The following is a 16,451-nucleotide window of genomic DNA, read 5'->3' on the forward strand; positions in this document are numbered from 1 at the left end:
CGCAACGTCGAGGAGTTCGCATGAAACGGAGAACACCCCTGGCCGGTGTCGCGGTGGCGACCCTGGCCTTGCTGGGGCAGACCTTGATCTCGTCGGGTACCACCGCGCAAGCGGAATCCCTGCTGTCGGCGGGCAAGCCGACCACCACGTCGTCGGTCGAGGCCGCCGAATTCGGCGGTGGCAACGCGGTCGACGGCAGCACCACGACCAGATGGGCCAGCGAGGAAGGCGTCGATCCGCAATGGATCGCCGTCGACCTCGGCGGCACCTCGACCGTCACCAAGGTCAAACTGAACTGGGAAGCCGCCTACGCCAAGACCTACAAGATCCAGGGCTCGGCCGACGGCCGGACGTGGACCGACATCAAGTCGATCGTCGGCGGAGACGGCGGCATCGACGAGCACCTCGGACTGAACGCCTCCGCCCGGCACATCCGTATCCACGGCACGGCCCGCGGCACGACCTACGGCTATTCGCTGTGGGAACTGGAGGTCTACGGCGACCGCGTCGGCGGCGGCGACACCCAGGCGCCGACGGTGCCCACCGGTCTCACCGCGACGGCCACCACCGTGGACAGCGTGACCCTCGGTTGGACGGCCTCCACCGACAATGTCGGGGTCACCGAGTACGAGGTGCTCCGTGACGGGAACGTCGTCGGCACCACCGCGACGACCACCTACACCGACAGCGGGCTGGCGTCCGGAGCGGAGTTCGGCTACTCCGTGCGGGCAAGGGACGCGGCGGGCAACGTCTCTGCGGCGAGTCCGGTCGTCAAGGCCGCGACCAAGCCCGGCGGCAGCGGCCCGGTCACCCTCGCGCTCGCGGGCGACATCGCCAACCCGGAGCTCTTCTCCACGCACCAGGGGACGGCGAACCAGGTCGCCAAGATCAACCCGCAGTACGTGCTGACCGTGGGCGACAACCAGTACCACAAGGGCACGATCTCCGAGTACCGCGCGCACTACGACAAGACGTGGGGCAAGTTCAAGAGCATCACCAAACCCACGACGGGCAACCACGAATGGGACGACCAGCTCCGGGGGTACAAGGAGTACTTCGGTGCGATCGCGTACCCGCAGGGCCTGCCGTACTACAGCTACGACATCGGCGACTTCCATTTCGTCGCCATGGACTCGAACCCGATCTACACCGGTGGCGGTTCCGAGCAGGTGACCTGGCTGCGCAACGACCTCGCGAAGAACACGAAGTCCTGTGTCATCGGGTACTGGCACCACCCCCGGTTCAACTCGGGGAACTCCGGTGACAAGAAGCAGATCGCCCCGCTGTGGAACGAGCTGGCCAAGGTGAAGGCCGACATGGTGATCGCCGGGCACGATCACCATTACGAGCGGACGAAGCCGCTGGACGTCAACGGGCACGTCGACGAGGCCAACGGCGTGCGTTCGGTCATCGCCGGCATCGGTGGCGACTACCTCTACACGGACTACAAGGCCCGCGAAGGGGTGGAGAAGATCCTTGCCAAGCACGGCGTCATGAAGCTGATGCTGAACGGGAAGTCCTACTCCTGGGAGATCCACGACACCAACGGGAACGTGCTCGACAAGGCGGGCCCGTACACCTGCCGCTGACGGACGGGGTCCGGTGCCGTACTCGGCACCGGACCCGATCCGTGTTCCATGACGACGTAGGCCCAACCAGGAGTACAGGTGAATCGAATGGTGAAGCCGGGCACCGCCGCGATCGCGGCGATCGTCCTGCTCGCTCAGCCCGTGATCGCTTCCAGCGCCGCGGCCGGACCGGTGGAATCCCTGCTGTCGGTCAACAAACGGACCACGACGTCCACCGTCGAGAACGAGAGCTTCAGCGGTGCTCTCGCCGTCGACGGCGATTCGACGACCCGCTGGGCGAGCCTGGAGGGCGATCCACAGTGGATCGCGGTCGACCTCGGCGGCCCGGCGGACATCAGCCGGATCAAGGTCTTCTGGGAATCGGCCCACGCGAAGGACTACCAGCTCCAGGCGTCCGACGACGGCCAGAACTGGCGCGACGTGAAGACCGTGGTGGGGAGCGACGGCGGACTCGACGAGTTCACCGGCCTCAACACCTCCGCACGGCACGTCCGGATCTTCGGCACGGCACGGGCGACCGTTTACGGGTACTCGCTGTGGGAACTGGAGGTCTACGGCGTCCGGACCGGCGACGGCGACATCCAGCCGCCGTCGGTGCCGTCGGGGCTCCGGCAGGCGTCGTCCACCACCGAGAGCATCACGCTCGGCTGGAACCCGGCGAGTGACAACGTCGGGGTCGTCGAGTACGAGATCCTGCGCAACGGCAACGTGATCGGCAGGTCCGCGACGACGTCCTACACCGACACGTCGCTGGCTTCGGGCTTCGACTTCCAGTACGCGGTGCGGGCGCGGGACGCGGCCGGAAACCTGTCCGGGTCGACCGCGCCGGTGAAGGCGTCCACCCGGCCGACCCCGTCCGACGGCATCGTCATCGCGCTCGCCGGCGACATCGCCAAACCGGAGCTGCCTTCCGAACACCAGCAGACCGCGGAGCTCGTCGCCAAGATCAAGCCACGCTACGTGCTGACGGTCGGAGACAACCAATACGTCGACGGCACCATCGAAGAATTCCGGTCCTACTACGACAAGACGTGGGGCAGGTTCAAGAAGATCACCAAACCCACGCCGGGCAACCACGAGTGGAACAACGAGCTGGCGGGGTACAAACAGTACTTCGGCAAGATCGCGACGCCGAAGGGCAAGCCGTACTACAGCTTCGACGTCGGAGCCTTCCATTTCGTCGCGCTCGATTCGGACCCGGTGTACAACGGCGGCGGCGCCGAACAGGTCGCCTGGCTGCGCAAGGACCTCGCGAAGACGAAGAAATCCTGTATCGCCGGCTACTGGCACCACCCGCGCTTCAACTCCGGGAATTCCGGTGACGCGAAGAGCGTGGCGCCGTTGTGGAACGAGCTGGCCAGGGCGAAGGCGGACGTCGTGTTCGCCGGACACGATCACCATTACGAGCGGACGAAGCCGCTGGACGTCAACGGGCACGTCGACGAGGCCAACGGCGTGCGTTCGGTCATCGCCGGTATCGGCGGCGACAGCCTGTACCTCGATTACAAGGCCCGCGAAGGCGTCGAGAAGATCCTGGGCAAGCACGGGGTGATGAAGCTGGTCCTCAAGGGAAAGACCTACTCCTGGGAAATCATCGGCACCAACGGCGAACTGCTCGACAAAGCAGGCCCGTACCGCTGCCGGTGACGGGGAAGGAGACGGGATGAAGCTTCCGATGAAGTTCGTCGTGGCGCTGGCGGGTGTCGCCGCCCTCGCCGCCGCCTCGGTGGTGTACGTGGTGCAGGCCAAGGCGAAAAGCCCCGAGCGACAGGCGGCGGACGCGACGGTCGCGGTGGATTCCTCGGGGCAGGTCGGGCTGGGGGAGCAGGGCAGACTGCTGTTCCGCAACGGCGCTTCGGGGCCGGGGTACGGCAACGTCGCCTCGGTCTCCGTCTCCGATCCCGGAGGGCCGCGACGCATCAGCTCGCTCACGTGTGAACGGTTCTACACCGTGGCGAACGGCGGCCTGTGCCTGGCGAAGGACTCCACGCCGATGGCGGGTGCGGTCGCCCGGTTCGTCGATGCCGCGCTCGGCGAGGTGAAACGAGTCGACGTCCCCGGAATCCCCAACCGCGCGAAGCTCTCACCCGGTGGCCGGATGGGCAGCTGGACCACCTTCGTCACCGGTGACTCCTACTCGACACCCGGCACCTTCTCGACGCGCACGGCCATCATGGATCGCGAGCTGAACGAGCTGTCGAGCAATATCGAGGGCATCCCGCTGCGGATCGGGGACGTGCCCCATCGTGGCGAGGACGTCAACTACTGGGGCGTCACGTTCGCCGCGGACGAGCGCACTTTCTACGCCACGGTCGCCACCGGCGGGCGGACTTATCTGGTGCAGGGCGACAACACGGCGTGGAACGCCCGCACCCTGCGCGAGAACGCGGAATGCCCTTCGCTGTCGCCGGATGGGAAGAAACTCGCGTTCAAGAAGCGGGTGGCGGAGGGCGACGTCAACCCGTGGCGGGAACACGTGCTGGATCTCGCCACGATGCGTGAGACCCCGCTGGCGGAGACACGCAGTGTGGACGACCAGGTGGTGTGGCTCGACAACGACACGATCGGGTACAGCCTGCCGCGCGGGAACGGGAAGGAAAGCGACATCTGGGCCGTGCCCGCGGACGGCAGTGGCGCGGCGCGGCTGCTGGTTCCGCTCGCGTCGTCGCCGTCGGTCACGGGTGGTCTCGGCAAGCCCTCGGCGTGACTTAGGTTGGGTTGGTGGAAAACGACTACGACACCTTCGCCGAGGCGTACGCGGCCGAGAACGAAACCAGCCTGATCAACGCGTACTACACGCGGCCAGCCATCCTCGATCTGGCCGGCGACGTGACCGGCAGGCGGATCCTCGACGCGGGGTGCGGGGCGGGTCCCCTTTTCGAGGCACTGCGTGATCGGGGTGCCAACGTGGCCGGGTTCGACTCCAGCGCCAAAATGCTGGAGCTGGCCCGGAAACGCCTCGGCGACGACGCGGCATTGCGGGTCGCCGACATCGGTGAGCAGCTGCCCTATCCCGACGGTGCCTTCGACGACGTCATCGCCGCCCTCGTTTTGCACTACCTCGAAGACTGGACGGCGCCGCTGGCCGAGATCCGGCGTGTGCTGAAACCCGGCGGCAGGCTGATCATGGCCGTCAACCACCCGATCATCTTCAAGCTGGTCCATCCCGAAGGCGACTACTTCAAGACCGTCAAGTGGTCGGACGAGTACACCTTCAGTGGCCAGAAAGCCGTTCTGACGTACTGGCATCGGCCCCTGCACGCGATGACCGACGCCTTCACCGCGGCGGGTTTCCGGACGTCCGTCGTCAGCGAGCCCCACCCGGCGCCGGGCGCGCGAGAGCGTTTCCCGGAGGAGCTCGCGGGCAAGACCGCCTTCTTGAGTTTCCTGTTCTTCGTGCTCGAGGCGGATCAGGAGGTGGGGTGCCAGGCGTCGGCGACCAGGTCGACCGCACTGCGGGCCGGGTCGCGGGCCGCGTGGTCGTAGACCGCGCTGGTGGTGTCGATGCTGGCGTGCCCGACGTCGGCCTGGACATGTTCCAGGGACGCACCCGCCTCCACCGCCGCGGTCACGTAGAAATGCCGCAGTGCGTGGGGGTGCATCACTTCGGCGACACCGGCCAGCTCCGGGCCCGCGGCTGCGGCGACCCGGCGCAGCAGCTGCCAGATCGCCTGCCGGGCGAAACGACGTCCGCCGCGGGTCACCAGCAGCGGCCGGTCGCCACCACGACCGGCCCGGCCGACCCCCGCCACGATCGCGGTTCCCGCGCCGTCGCCACGCAGATTCGCGTACTCCAGCACCGCGTTCTCGGCGGGGACGCTCAGATAGACGACTCGGACCTTGCCGCCCTTGCCTCGCACCCGTAGCGCCCGCCGCCCTCGCGTGACATGCAGATCCGCCTCGTCGAGCCCGCACAGCTCGCTCACCCGCAACCCCAAGGTGAAGAGGGAGACGATCGCGACCGCGCGGGCGACATCGCACGGGCCGGCACCACGCCGTGGCGTACCCGCCGCCCGGTGCAGCGCCGCGACCTGCCGGGAGGTCAACGTGATCGTCGCCGATGTGCTCGCGGCGGCCGCTGTCAGCCCGAGCCGACGGCGGTCCAGCGCCGCGGGGTTCGCCGCCACGAGTCCGGCGTCGGCCAGGAACGCGTACAGCGTCTTCACCGTGGCGAGCATCCGGTCCCGCGTCGACGGCGCGGCGCCCGCCTCGTCCAGTTCTGCCAGCCAGGCCTTCACGTGCGCCGACGTCGCCGCCGTCGGGTCGACACCGCGCGCGGCGCACCATCGCAGCCAATGCCAGGACCGCAATCTGCCGCGACCCGCCGGCGGAGGCCCCGCCCGCCTGGACGCCGGCGCGGTGACCACGGCGTCGGCGTAGGCCGCCACCGCGGCGCTCCAACGAGCGTCGCTCGGAGTGCCGGTCGGCGTCCAAGCCGCGGCGATATCGGCCGCGCTGACCGGCAGCCCGAGCCCTTCGGCGTAGGTGCGGCGAGTCTGACGGTTGCCGTATCCGGTGAGCCAGTCGGTGATCCCCGACAGCAGACCCGCCGGATCCGCCAGTCCCGGCCAAACCTCGTCGGTGAGTACGCCCGCGGGGGATAGCCCGGTCCTGGCGACGCTGTCGTCCTGCGCCACACCAGTCACGATCATCCGCACACCGTATCGGCGTTGATCGCCTGCCCAGTTTTCGGCAGCCCCTCAGACGCCCCTATTCGTCGCCTTCGGACCGCTTACGTCTCCAGATCGACCTCCGCGAACCACTTAGCTACAAAATGTATCTTCTGTAGCTAAGTTAGGTTTGGGATAATGTTACTGATACCTCTGTTAGAGGTTATGTAACTCTCAAGGTAGGCTCTGGATATGGTCGAGAAAGCGAGCGCGGTAGCCGAGGAAAGTGCGCCGGAGCAGGCACGATGCGGGTTTCGCAAGTGCCGGGAGCCGCTGCCGCCGCCCGGACCGCGGGGAGGCAGGCCCTACGAGTTCTGCCCTGACCGGACATGGCCCGGGGGAAAGAGCTGCAAGCAACTGGCCGCGGCCGAACAGGCGCTACGGGAGGCTCTGGGCGACGAGGGCGTGCCGTCGGCGGCGCTGGCGGACGCCGGGCAGGCCTTCGACCAGGCCGCCGCCGCGCTGACCGACCCTCTCCGTACGTTGAGCAACGCGCTCGACGCGGTCACCGCCCATCTGCGCGACGAGATCGCGGCCGCCGTCGGTCAAGCCGACGCCGCCCAGGAAGCCGCCGCGGAAGCCGACCGGCAACGGGACGCCGCACTGGCACGAGCAGCCGAGGCCGAAGCCGCCGCCGAGGAAGCGAAGGAAGCCGCCCGGACCGCTCAGCAGGCCGAGCTTCTGGCCAAGGCGACCACGGACGAGGCGATCGAGGCCCGGGCGGCGGCCCAGCTGGCTCAGGCGAAAGCGGAGACGGCCACCGCGGTGATCACCGAGCACGCACAGGAAGCAGCCGAGGAAGCGGCGACGCAGCGAAACCGCGCCGATCAGCTGGCAGCCACGCTTTCAAACCTCAACGAGCAACTGGCCACACGGACCGCGGAGCGGGACGCCGCACGTGACGCCCTCAGCGCATCCGATGAGCAACGCAAGACCTGGGAACGGCTCGTGGACACGCAGAAGGCCGAACTCACCGCGGAGCTGGACGCCGCGAGGGTGCAGCTGCGAGCTCTCGATGCCCGCCATCAGGAAGCCATCGCCGAGCGGACCGCCCTCGAAACCGCATCTCGAGCACGAGTCGCTGACGTTCAGGCAGAACTGACCGCCGTGCGGGGGCAACTCACCGCGGCCCAGGAACAGGTCGCCCGAACCCAGGAATCGAGCGAACAGGCCGCGGGGACACTGGCCCTCATCCGTCAGCGTGCTCTCGCCGCGACAGAGGAACCTTCGACGCCGCTCCGACACGATCTGCTGGAGATTCTGCTCGGCGACGGCGTCGCGGCACCGAAGAAACCCGAGTGATCGCGAGCTACCTGAACAACCCGCCGAGCTTGTCCAGTCCTTCCTTGACCCCGTCCTCGACGCGCCGGTACGTGTCCGCCCCGGTGACCAGGCTGTCCGCGATGCCGCCGACCGTTTCCACTCCCGCCGTCAGCCGGTCGCCGGCCGCCGTGACGTGCTTGGTCAGCGCGTCGCTGAAGGTGGTCGCCGCGGGCACGTCGCCGAGCAGATGCGGTACGAGCTGCAGCCGTGACATCGCGCCGGCCGCGGTGCTCAACGTCGACGTCGCCCCGTCCAGGACGCCCGCGGCACCGACCAGCGAGTCCGGATCGGTCTCGTATCCGGCGTCGCCGGGGGAGAGCGCGCCGTCGGGGTCGAGGCCGAGTTCGTCCAGGGAGATCCTGGTCAGCTCCGGTTCGTCCCACTTCGAGCCTGGGTTCTTCTGGTAGCCGTAGGCGCCGGATTCGTGCGCCAGCACGATTTCCCCGTCGATCTCGACGGCCTCCTCGACGCCGTGGGAGTCGTAGCCGTCTTCGTTGCCCGGCTCGCCGCCCTTCAGTTCGATCTCTTCGCGATCGTTGAAGTCGTACCACTCCGGCGTCCGGTCCTGCCGGTAGAACTTGCCGCTGTGCCCGTCGGAGGACGAGAAGATGAACTCGTCGTCGCGCACCACGACACCCTGGACGTTGTTCGGCGTCTCGATCGGATCCCCGGCTTCGTCCGGCCGGGGTGAGCCGTCCGGACCGACCGGGACTTCGTAGAGCCGGTTGTTGGTGTAGTCGCCCACGAAGAGTTTGCCTTGCGCGTAGGTGACGTAGCTGTGGGCGGGTGTGTCGACCACGTCCACGGCGTTGACCGGTTTGCCGCTGTCCTGCGCGGCGTCGAGTTCGGCCTTGTCGTAGACGTACACGTATCCGTTGGACGACACCCAGACGTGCTCGCCATCCGTCGCGACACCGCCGGTGTGCGTGGGCGCGCCGACCTCGCCGTTGCCGTTGAGGTAGACGTTCCCCGTTTCCACGCCGGTCTCGTAGTCGACGTAGGTCAGCCTGCTCGGGGTCAGTCCGGGTCCGACGGGGCTGTCGCCGGAGCCGTCCCCATCACCGTCGTGGTACGAGCCCACCAGCAGGTTCTTGCCGTCGTAGGCCAAGCCCTGGGAGGTCCACGGCTCGCCTGGGTTGACGCCGCTGATGTCGGCGTTGCCGTCGCTGTCCCAGCCTTCGCTTCCGCCTCCGTCGGTCGTTGCCGCCAGCGCGGTGAGCCGGCTTTCGTAGGTCTGCTGCGCGACGGTCAGGGCCCGGATGGTCTTCATCGCGATCTCCGGCGCTTCGAGGAGGTCGGTCAGGCCGAGCTTGCGCCAGGGGCCGATGGCGGTGTCGGCCGAGGTCCGCAGCGCGGAGTACGCCTTCGCGGCGCCCTTGACCGCGGCCTCGGCGGTGTTGAGCTGGGCATACACCTCGGCGACGGTGCGCGAGGACTGTTTCGCCTTGCCGACGAACTCCGCCGCCGCTTTCCCGTGCCAGGACCGGGCCGCTCGCAGGGCGCCGTCGGAGATCCCGTCCGCCACGGTCTGCAACGACGTCTTGGCGTCCGCGATGGTGGCGCCGACCTCGGCGATACCCGCCGCGTCCCCCGACGTGAGCTTGGCGTAGAGCGGTTCGGGATCCAGGAACGGCATCGGCTTCTCCTCGGGCAAACCCCTGGTCAGGGTGGGTCGTGCGCGTTCAGACGCCGGAGGGCCGACGCCGGTTCCCCCGCATCACCCACCCCTTCCCCGAGGTCAGGCCAGCATGCCGCCGTCCACCCGCAGGACCGTCCCGGTCACGTAGGAGGCGCGATCGCTCAGCAGCCACGCCGCGGCCTGCGCGATCTCCTCGGGCTCGGCCACGCGCCCCAGCGGGGTCTGGGCGTTGAGCCGCTGCAGGATGTCCGGCGAGCTCTCGACCCACTCGGAGAACATCTCGGTCAGGGTCGTGCCGGGTGCGACGGCGTTGATCCGGATCCCTTCCGGGCCGTAGGTGGTGGCGGCCGACGCGGTGAGGCTGTTGACACCGCGTTTCATGGCGCCGTACGCGGGGAGTTCCGGGTTGGCCATCAGACTGCCGACGCTGGTGTTGTTGACGATGGCCCCGGTCTTCGCGGTGGCCCGGATGGCCTCGATCTCGGCGATCATCGCCAGCCACGGACCCTTCAGGTTCACCGCGTAGATACGGTCGAAATCGGCCTCGGTCACCTGGTCCATCGGGCCGGGCGGCACGTTGGTCGCGCCGTTGTTGAACGCGACGTCGAGCCTGCCGTGCAGGTCCACGGCGCGGTCGACGGCCGCGCGGATGCTCGACGCGTCGCCGAGGTCGCAGACGACGTGGTCCGCGATGCCGCCCTCCGCGCGGATCTCCTCGGCCACGGTCTTCAGCTGGGACTCGGTGCGGGCGGCGAGCACGACGCGGGCGCCTTCCCTGGCGAACAGCCGCGCCGCGGCGGCGCCGATACCTCGGCCGGCGCCGGTGACGAAGGCGACCTTGCCGTCGAGCAGGCCGGAAACAGTCGTTGTGGTGGTCATGGCACCGAGGGTTCTCCCGCCTTCGGCGCCTATCCAGGTATCGGCGGTACCTGGCTGGCGGGCCGCCATCGTCCACACTGGAGTGGTGGACAGACGACAACTGGCGGACTTCCTGCGCAGCAGGCGCGAGCGGATCACCCCCGCCGACGTCGGCCTTCCCGCCGGGCCCCGCCGCCGCACTCCCGGCCTGCGTCGCGAGGAGGTGGCACAGCTGGCGTACATCTCGACCGAGTACTACACGAGGCTGGAGCAGGCTCGCGGGCCGCGGCCTTCGCGTGAGGTACTGGGCGGGCTGACCAGGGCACTCCGGCTGTCGGATGTGGAACGGGACCACCTGCACCATCTCGCCGGCGCGCCGCCGGGACCACCGCCCGGACCGTCGCGTGAGGTGCGGCCGAGCATTCTCGCGCTGCTGCACCGTCTTCCGCAGGCGGCGGCGATCGTGCTCTCGGCGACTTACGAGGTGCTCGCCTGGAACGACCTCGCCGCGGCGTTGATGGAGGACTTCTCCGCGCTGCCCCGGCGGGACCGCAATCTCGTGCGCCGCGCCTTCCTCGGGCCGCGGCCGGAGGGGAGACGGCTGTACGGGGTGTCCGATGTGGACGAGTTCGCGGCGAGCGCGGTCCGGAATCTGCGGGTCACCGCCGGTCGCTATCCCGACGACCCCGAAGTCTCCGGGCTGATCCGCGAACTCCTCGACGGCAGTGAGGAATTCGCCCGGCTGTGGGCCGCGCACGACGTCTGCGCCGCGCCCACGCTGTGCAAGACGTTCCAGCACCCGGTGGTCGGCCCGGTCAGCGTGAACTGCGACGTCCTCGACATCAGCGACCGGGACCAGCAGGTCGTGATCTACACCGCCGATCCCGGTACTCCGTCGGAGAACGCGTTGCGGCTGCTATCCGTCGTCGGGACGCAGCGGATGGACGCTCCGCTCTGATGGTTTTGTAGGTTCCCTCGATACCAGCGGGTCGATCCTGAGCGCGATCGCGAGTGCGAAGCGGCCTGCCGGGTCGTCGATCGTGCCGCCGAACAGCGTCCGCAGCTGCCGGATCCGGTACCGGACGGTCTGGACGTGGACATGCAGTTCGACGCCGATCGCCTGCGGCTGGTCAGGCCGGGCGAGCCAGGCGGCGAGGGTCGTGGTGAGCCGTTGCCTCGCCGGTTCCGGGAGACCGGCCAACGGCGCGAGGACGTCTTCGGAGAACTCGGCGGCGAGTTCGGGATCGGCGGTCAGCAGCAGATCGATGCGGTGATCGGTGGTGTGGACGAGCGGGCTGTCGCCGAGCGCGCCGGTGCGGGTCAGCCGCCAGAGCGCGCTCGCCCGGCGGGCACCGAGCGCGGCCGAGCGGAGCGGCACGACCGGGCCCACACCTGCCTGGTCGTCGCCGAGCAGGTCCCGCAACCGGCCGAGGTACCACTCCAGGCGGTCGGCGGGCATGACCACCGCGGTCAGGTCGTGGTGACGGCCGACCAGCACCCGCCCCGGCATCCGGTCCAGCAGTTGTGGTGCGACATCGGCGCTGGTGACCGCGACGACGAGCCTGCCGGGCAGGACCCACATGGCTTGGCTCGCGGCGTCTTCGAGCAGGTCTCGGGTGACGGCTGGTTCGGCGAGCAGGAGACCCAGGAGCCGGTCCCTTCGCGCTTGCCCGGCCCGCGCGGCCTGTGAGCGCGCTTCGGCGTATCCGTCGGCGGCCGCGGCCGAGAGTTCCGCGATGAAGGCGAAAAGCGCCTCACCGAGTTCGACGATCGCCTGGGTCGGCAGATCCACCGCCGGTGCCGCCGAGGTCAGCTGCCGCCACACGCCGAGCGCCGCGGATTGGTAGAAGCCGAGCATCTCCTCGAGGCTGCGGCCGGCGGTGTGCTGGGCCCGGCCCTGCGCGCGGTAGACCTCGCGGTCGGTGGTGATGTCGGGATGGCCGATCTCGCTGAAGAAGGCGTGCAACGCGACGTCGAGGGTCACTTGGAGGTTCGCCGCCGTCCGGTCGTCCAGCGGGGACCGCAGCCCGGCACGGACCTGGTCCATCGCGGCGGACGCGATCGCGGCGGTGTCGGGTTCCAGGCGGGTCAGCACCGAGGCGTCGAGCCTGCGCCATGGCTGTGCCGACGCCTTCGTCATAGAGGGAACCTACAAAACTCCGATCAAGAACGCGCGCCTCCGTTCTAGTGGTTCTCCCCGCTCCGGCGGACGCTGACCGCAGCATTCGACGACGCATGCAGGAGGCGGCAGTGACACGCTGGGGAAGAATCGCCCGGATCGCCGCGGTGGCGGGCACCGCACTGACCCTCGTCGGAATCGGGACACCGGCCCTCGCCTCGGCGGAGCGGCAGGTGTACGTCGCGATGGGTGACTCGTTCTCGGCGGGCTCGGTGGTGCTGCCGCAGTCCGATCTGTTCACCTGCGCCCGGTCGGCGATCAACTACGCCGGGCTGCTGGCGAAGCAGATCGAGGTCGACGAACTGCGCGACGTCACCTGTGGCGGCGCGACCACGTCCCACTTCACCAATCCGCAGAAGGGCATCGTCTCCGGCACGAACCCGCCGCAGTACGACGCGCTCTCGGCCGACACGACACTGGTGACCGTCGGCATCGGCGGCAACGACATCGGTTTGGTCGGGCTCGCGACGTCGTGCGTGAACCTGCTGCCGGTGGGTGCTTCGTGCAAGGCGGCCAACACCACGGGCGGGGTGGACAAGTACGCCACCAAGATCGACGCCTTCGCCGCGACCTACGGCACGGTGATCGAGACGATCCGCCAGCGCGCGCCGAAGGCCGAGATCGTCATGGTGGGCTATCCGACCGGGATCAAATCCGGCGGCTGCTGGCCGCTCGTCCCGGTCCTGCCGCAGGACGCCGACTACATCCAGGCCAACATCGACCGGCTCAACGCGCGGATGGCCGAACAGTCCGCCGCGCACGGCGCGAAGTACGTCGACATCCGGACGCCGAGCATCGGGCACGACGCCTGCCAGCCGATCGGCGTCAAATGGATCGAAGGGCTGATCCCTTCGGTGGTGAACAACAGCTTCGCCCCACTGCACCCGAACGCCGCGGGGCTCGCGGCCGTGGTGCCGAGTATCCGGAAGGTGCTGTAGCGCCGTCGCTGGGGCACGTCTCGTGAGTGGTGGCTCGACACCGAGGCCTTAACGCCCCTCGGACTGTCCAAAAAGGTCACTTTCGAGATCCAAGCGCCCCAGTTGGGCACTTTGTGCAGTTATTGCCCGGGGGTCGTGAGTGGCAATGGTCGTTCTAACCCTCTTTGCCACTCACGACCCCACGCGAAACTGGATATATAGGCCCCTCGTGAGTGGTAAGGACGGTTAGAACCGTCCTTACCACTCACGAGACGTCAGGTCACGCGGTCGGCGACCAGTACAGGAGCCGGTTCGGGGAACCGGAGCCCGGGTTGGTCACCTTGCCCGTGGTGGCCGCGTTGATCAGCGCGGTGGCCACCTGCGCGGGCGTGGCGCTCTTGTTGTTCTGCAGGTAGCGGGCCGCGACGCCGACCACGTGCGGGGTCGCCATCGAGGTGCCGCTGATGGTGTTCGTCGCGGTGTCGCTGGTGTTCCACGACGAGGTGATGTTCGTGCCCGGCGCGAAGATGTCCACGACGCTGCCGTAGTTGGAGAAGCTGGAGCGCGCGTCGGTGTTGGTGGACGAGCCGACGGTGATCGCCTGGGTCACGCGGGCGGGGGAGAAGCCCGACGCGTTCGAGTTGGAATTCCCGGCGGCCACGCCGTAGGTGACGCCCGCGGCGATGGACCGGCGGACGGCGTCGTCGAGCGTGCTGGAGGCACCGCCGCCGAGGCTCATGTTGGCCGCGGCCGGTTTGACGTGGTTCTTGGTGACCCAGTCGATACCCGCGATGACCCCGGCGGTGGTGCCGCTGCCGGAGTTGTTGAGCACGCGGACGCCGTAGACGGTGGCGCCCTTGGCGATGCCGTACTGCGAACCGGCGATGGTGCCGGCGACGTGGGTGCCGTGGCCGTTGCCGTCCTGCGCGACGGCGTCGTTGTCGACGAAGTCGTAGCCGTTGCGGGCGCGGCCGCCGAAGGTCTGGTGGCTGATCCGCACACCGGTGTCGATGACGTAGACGTTCACGCCCGCGCCGGTGCTGGTGTAGCTGTACTTGTTGTCGAGCGGCAGGTTGCGCTGGTCGACGCGGTCAAGGCCCCAGGACGGCGGGTTGGTCTGGGTCGCGTCCGCGTGGACGACCTGGTTCTGCTCGACCGAGGCCACCGACGGGTCGGCGGCGAGCCGCTTGGCCTGCCGTTCCGACAGTGTCGCGGAGAAACCCTTGAGCGAGCTGCTGTAGACCTGCTCCACCTTCGCGCCGAAGCGGTTCGCCAGCGCGCCCACGACGCCGGTGTCCTTCAGCGTGACGATGTAGCTGTTCGGGATCGCTTCGGCGGATCCCGCGGCGAGGATCTGTCCTTCGGCGGCTTGGGCCGGAGCGGCGGTCACGCTGATCGCCACCGCGACCGCGCTCGCCATTCCGGCACGTGACAGCCAACGCGCTTGTCTCGTCTCTCGCATGTGTTCGTCCTGTCGTTCGCAGGGGGACCGGCCGGTCAAGACCACAGCGGCAGAAAGGCGGTCCAGCTCGACCGCATGGGACGGCACCTGCCGATTCCCACGGGGATCGAGGTTATTGAGCGCATGACATGTCCGAATCGACTGAATGGGGCAGGACCCGACCTTCGTCTGGCGGCCATTGGCGGCGGGTGCCCTGCACGGAAAGTGTGCTCCGTACCCTGTGGCTGGAACATCTCGCCGAGCTTCTGGAGTCCGAACCACCGTGCCAGCCCTTTCCGGCCTGCGAGCCGACTGCGAGAACTGCTTCGGCCTGTGCTGTGTCGTCCCGGCCTTCGCGGCGTCGGCCGATTTCGCGATCACCAAACCGGCGGGCCAGGCGTGCCCGAACCTGCGCGAGGACTCCCGGTGCGGCATCCACGACAAGCTCCGCAAGAAGGGCTTCACCGGCTGCACGGTCTACGACTGCTTCGGCGCGGGCCAGAAGGTCTCCCAGGTCACCTTCGACGGCGAGGACTGGCGCAAGTCGCCGAAGACGGCCAGGACGATGTTCGCGGTCTTCCCGGTCATGCGGGATCTGCAGGAACTGCTCTACTACCTCACCGAGGCGGCCTCGCTGCCGACGTCCGCGCCCATCCGTGACGACCTGGCCGAGATGATCGACCGGACCGAGCGGATGACCCTGGACACGCCCGGCGTGCTGCGGAAACTGGACGTCCACTCGCATCGGGGCGCGGTGAACGGGCTGCTGCTGCGCGCGAGCGAGCTCGCCCGTGCCACCGCGCCGGGCAAGAAGAAGGACCGGCGCGGCGCCGACCTCATCGGCGCGAAGCTCAAGGGATCGAACCTGCGCGGAGCGCTGCTGCGAGGGGCGTACCTGATCGGCGCGGATCTGCGGGGAGCCGATCTCCGGCAGGCCGACGTCACCGGGGCGGACCTGCGTGACGCCGACATCCGCGGCGCGGACTTCCGTGACACGCTCTTCCTCCTCCAGTCGCAACTGGACGCGGCGAAGGGCGACGCGACGACGAAACTGCCGGACTCGCTTTCCCATCCGGCGCACTGGTAGGTCTGCTACGCCGTATGGACGATCTCCTGCTCCCAGTCTTCTCGCGGCTGGGTGTGCAGCCGCCAGTAGTGCTCGGCGATGTCGTCGGGGTCGAACGGAGTTCCTTTCGCGACGGGTCCGGCGACGGTCACCGTGGCGACGTGCACTCCTGAGGGGCCGAACTCCTTGTCCAGCAGGGAAACCAGCGCCCGCACACCGGCTTTCCCGAGCGAGAGGCTCGTGTAGGCGGGTACGGCTTCGGGCATTCCGCCGGTCACAATGATCGTGCCCGATCCGCGTTTCGCCATCCCGGGCGCGACGTGCGCCGCGGTGGTGATCGCGCCGACGACGTTGACCGACCACGCCGCGAGATGCCGTTCGACGGACAGCTCGCCGGGGGTGTCGGCCTGGATGATCGCCGCGTTGTAGACCACGACGTCGGGCTCGCCGTGTTCCCGCACGGCGGTGTCGAGAGCGGCTTTGAGGGAAGCCTCGTCGGTGACGTCGGCGGTGAGCGCCAGCGCGGTCCCGAGTTCGGCGGCCAGCGGCTCCAGGGTCGCCGAACGGCGGGCCAGCAAGGTGATCGGCAGCCCTTCCTTGGCGAAGCGGTGCGCGACCGAGCGGCCGATACCCGGTCCCGCGCCGATGATCACTGCGCCTGCCATGTGCTTCTCCTTCTGAGTGGGGTGCGCCGACCGTAGGGCCTGACATCGATGTGAAGGTCAAGTCCGCGCCGCAAAGTGTTCACCGGATGAGCGGTTTGCCTGCG

At 68.6% G+C, this 16,451-nt stretch carries 14 protein-coding genes; 8 read left to right on the plus strand and 6 right to left on the minus strand.

Annotated elements, in window-relative coordinates; genetic code table 11:
• The first annotated feature begins 20 nt into the window (after positions 1–20).
• From DMC64_RS14570 to DMC64_RS14585, 4 genes are all read left to right on the plus strand, one after another.
• Complete coding sequence (locus DMC64_RS14570) at positions 21–1,589, plus strand: discoidin domain-containing protein (protein ID WP_125733937.1); 1,569 nt, start codon at positions 21–23, stop codon at positions 1,587–1,589.
• A gap of 87 nt (positions 1,590–1,676) precedes the next feature.
• A complete protein-coding gene (locus DMC64_RS14575; RefSeq protein WP_125734271.1) occupies positions 1,677–3,236 on the plus strand; it encodes a discoidin domain-containing protein in 1,560 nt (519 codons plus the stop codon).
• A 16-nt stretch (positions 3,237–3,252) separates the two neighbouring features.
• The gene (locus DMC64_RS14580; protein ID WP_125733938.1) at positions 3,253–4,296 is read left to right on the plus strand and encodes a hypothetical protein; all 1,044 of its coding nucleotides are present in this window, start codon (positions 3,253–3,255) and stop codon (positions 4,294–4,296) included.
• An 11-nt stretch (positions 4,297–4,307) separates the two neighbouring features.
• Positions 4,308–5,075, plus strand: coding sequence for a class I SAM-dependent methyltransferase (locus DMC64_RS14585; protein ID WP_370323974.1), 768 nt, complete (start codon positions 4,308–4,310; stop codon positions 5,073–5,075).
• Here the strand turns inward: DMC64_RS14585 and DMC64_RS14590 are convergent.
• Positions 5,000–6,241 (minus strand): tyrosine-type recombinase/integrase, encoded by a 1,242-nt coding sequence (locus DMC64_RS14590; RefSeq protein WP_125733939.1) that lies wholly within the window; start codon positions 6,239–6,241, stop codon positions 5,000–5,002. The genes DMC64_RS14585 and DMC64_RS14590 overlap by 76 nt on opposite strands.
• 210 nt (positions 6,242–6,451) lie before the next feature.
• Between DMC64_RS14590 and DMC64_RS14595 the strand changes: the two genes are divergently transcribed.
• A complete protein-coding gene (locus DMC64_RS14595; protein WP_125733940.1) occupies positions 6,452–7,561 on the plus strand; it encodes a response regulator receiver protein in 1,110 nt (369 codons plus the stop codon).
• Between the two features lie 7 nt (positions 7,562–7,568).
• Here DMC64_RS14595 and DMC64_RS14600 read toward each other — a convergent pair whose 3' ends face one another.
• Both DMC64_RS14600 and DMC64_RS14605 read right to left on the minus strand, forming a co-directional pair.
• Positions 7,569–9,218 (minus strand): WXG100 family type VII secretion target, encoded by a 1,650-nt coding sequence (locus DMC64_RS14600; protein WP_125733941.1) that lies wholly within the window; start codon positions 9,216–9,218, stop codon positions 7,569–7,571.
• Positions 9,219–9,320: 102 nt separating this feature from the next.
• Positions 9,321–10,100: an SDR family NAD(P)-dependent oxidoreductase gene (locus DMC64_RS14605; RefSeq protein WP_125733942.1), complete on the minus strand. Its 780-nt coding sequence runs from the start codon at positions 10,098–10,100 to the stop codon at positions 9,321–9,323.
• A gap of 85 nt (positions 10,101–10,185) precedes the next feature.
• Between DMC64_RS14605 and DMC64_RS14610 the strand changes: the two genes are divergently transcribed.
• Positions 10,186–11,037 (plus strand): helix-turn-helix transcriptional regulator, encoded by an 852-nt coding sequence (locus tag DMC64_RS14610; protein ID WP_125733943.1) that lies wholly within the window; start codon positions 10,186–10,188, stop codon positions 11,035–11,037.
• Here DMC64_RS14610 and DMC64_RS14615 read toward each other — a convergent pair.
• Entirely contained in the window at positions 10,996–12,219 is a 1,224-nt protein-coding gene (locus DMC64_RS14615; RefSeq protein ID WP_125733944.1) for a CdaR family transcriptional regulator, read from the minus strand. The genes DMC64_RS14610 and DMC64_RS14615 overlap by 42 nt on opposite strands.
• Before the next feature lie 110 nt (positions 12,220–12,329).
• Here DMC64_RS14615 and DMC64_RS14620 point away from each other — a divergent pair, with 110 nt between their 5' ends.
• A complete protein-coding gene (locus tag DMC64_RS14620; protein ID WP_233629661.1) occupies positions 12,330–13,196 on the plus strand; it encodes an SGNH/GDSL hydrolase family protein in 867 nt (288 codons plus the stop codon).
• Between the two features lie 259 nt (positions 13,197–13,455).
• Here the strand turns inward: DMC64_RS14620 and DMC64_RS14625 are convergent, their stop codons facing one another.
• A complete protein-coding gene (locus DMC64_RS14625) occupies positions 13,456–14,637 on the minus strand; it encodes a S8 family peptidase (RefSeq protein WP_370323980.1) in 1,182 nt (393 codons plus the stop codon).
• A gap of 262 nt (positions 14,638–14,899) precedes the next feature.
• Here DMC64_RS14625 and DMC64_RS14630 point away from each other — a divergent pair, with 262 nt between their 5' ends.
• Entirely contained in the window at positions 14,900–15,703 is an 804-nt protein-coding gene (locus tag DMC64_RS14630; RefSeq protein ID WP_125733945.1) for a pentapeptide repeat-containing protein, read from the plus strand.
• A 5-nt stretch (positions 15,704–15,708) separates the two neighbouring features.
• Here the strand turns inward: DMC64_RS14630 and DMC64_RS14635 are convergent, their stop codons facing one another.
• Complete coding sequence (locus DMC64_RS14635; protein WP_125733946.1) at positions 15,709–16,347, minus strand: SDR family NAD(P)-dependent oxidoreductase; 639 nt, start codon at positions 16,345–16,347, stop codon at positions 15,709–15,711.
• Positions 16,348–16,451 lie beyond the last annotated feature (104 nt).

Source organism: Amycolatopsis sp. WAC 04197 (assembly GCF_003947475.1).
Classification (GTDB): Bacteria; Actinomycetota; Actinomycetes; order Mycobacteriales; family Pseudonocardiaceae; genus Amycolatopsis; species Amycolatopsis japonica.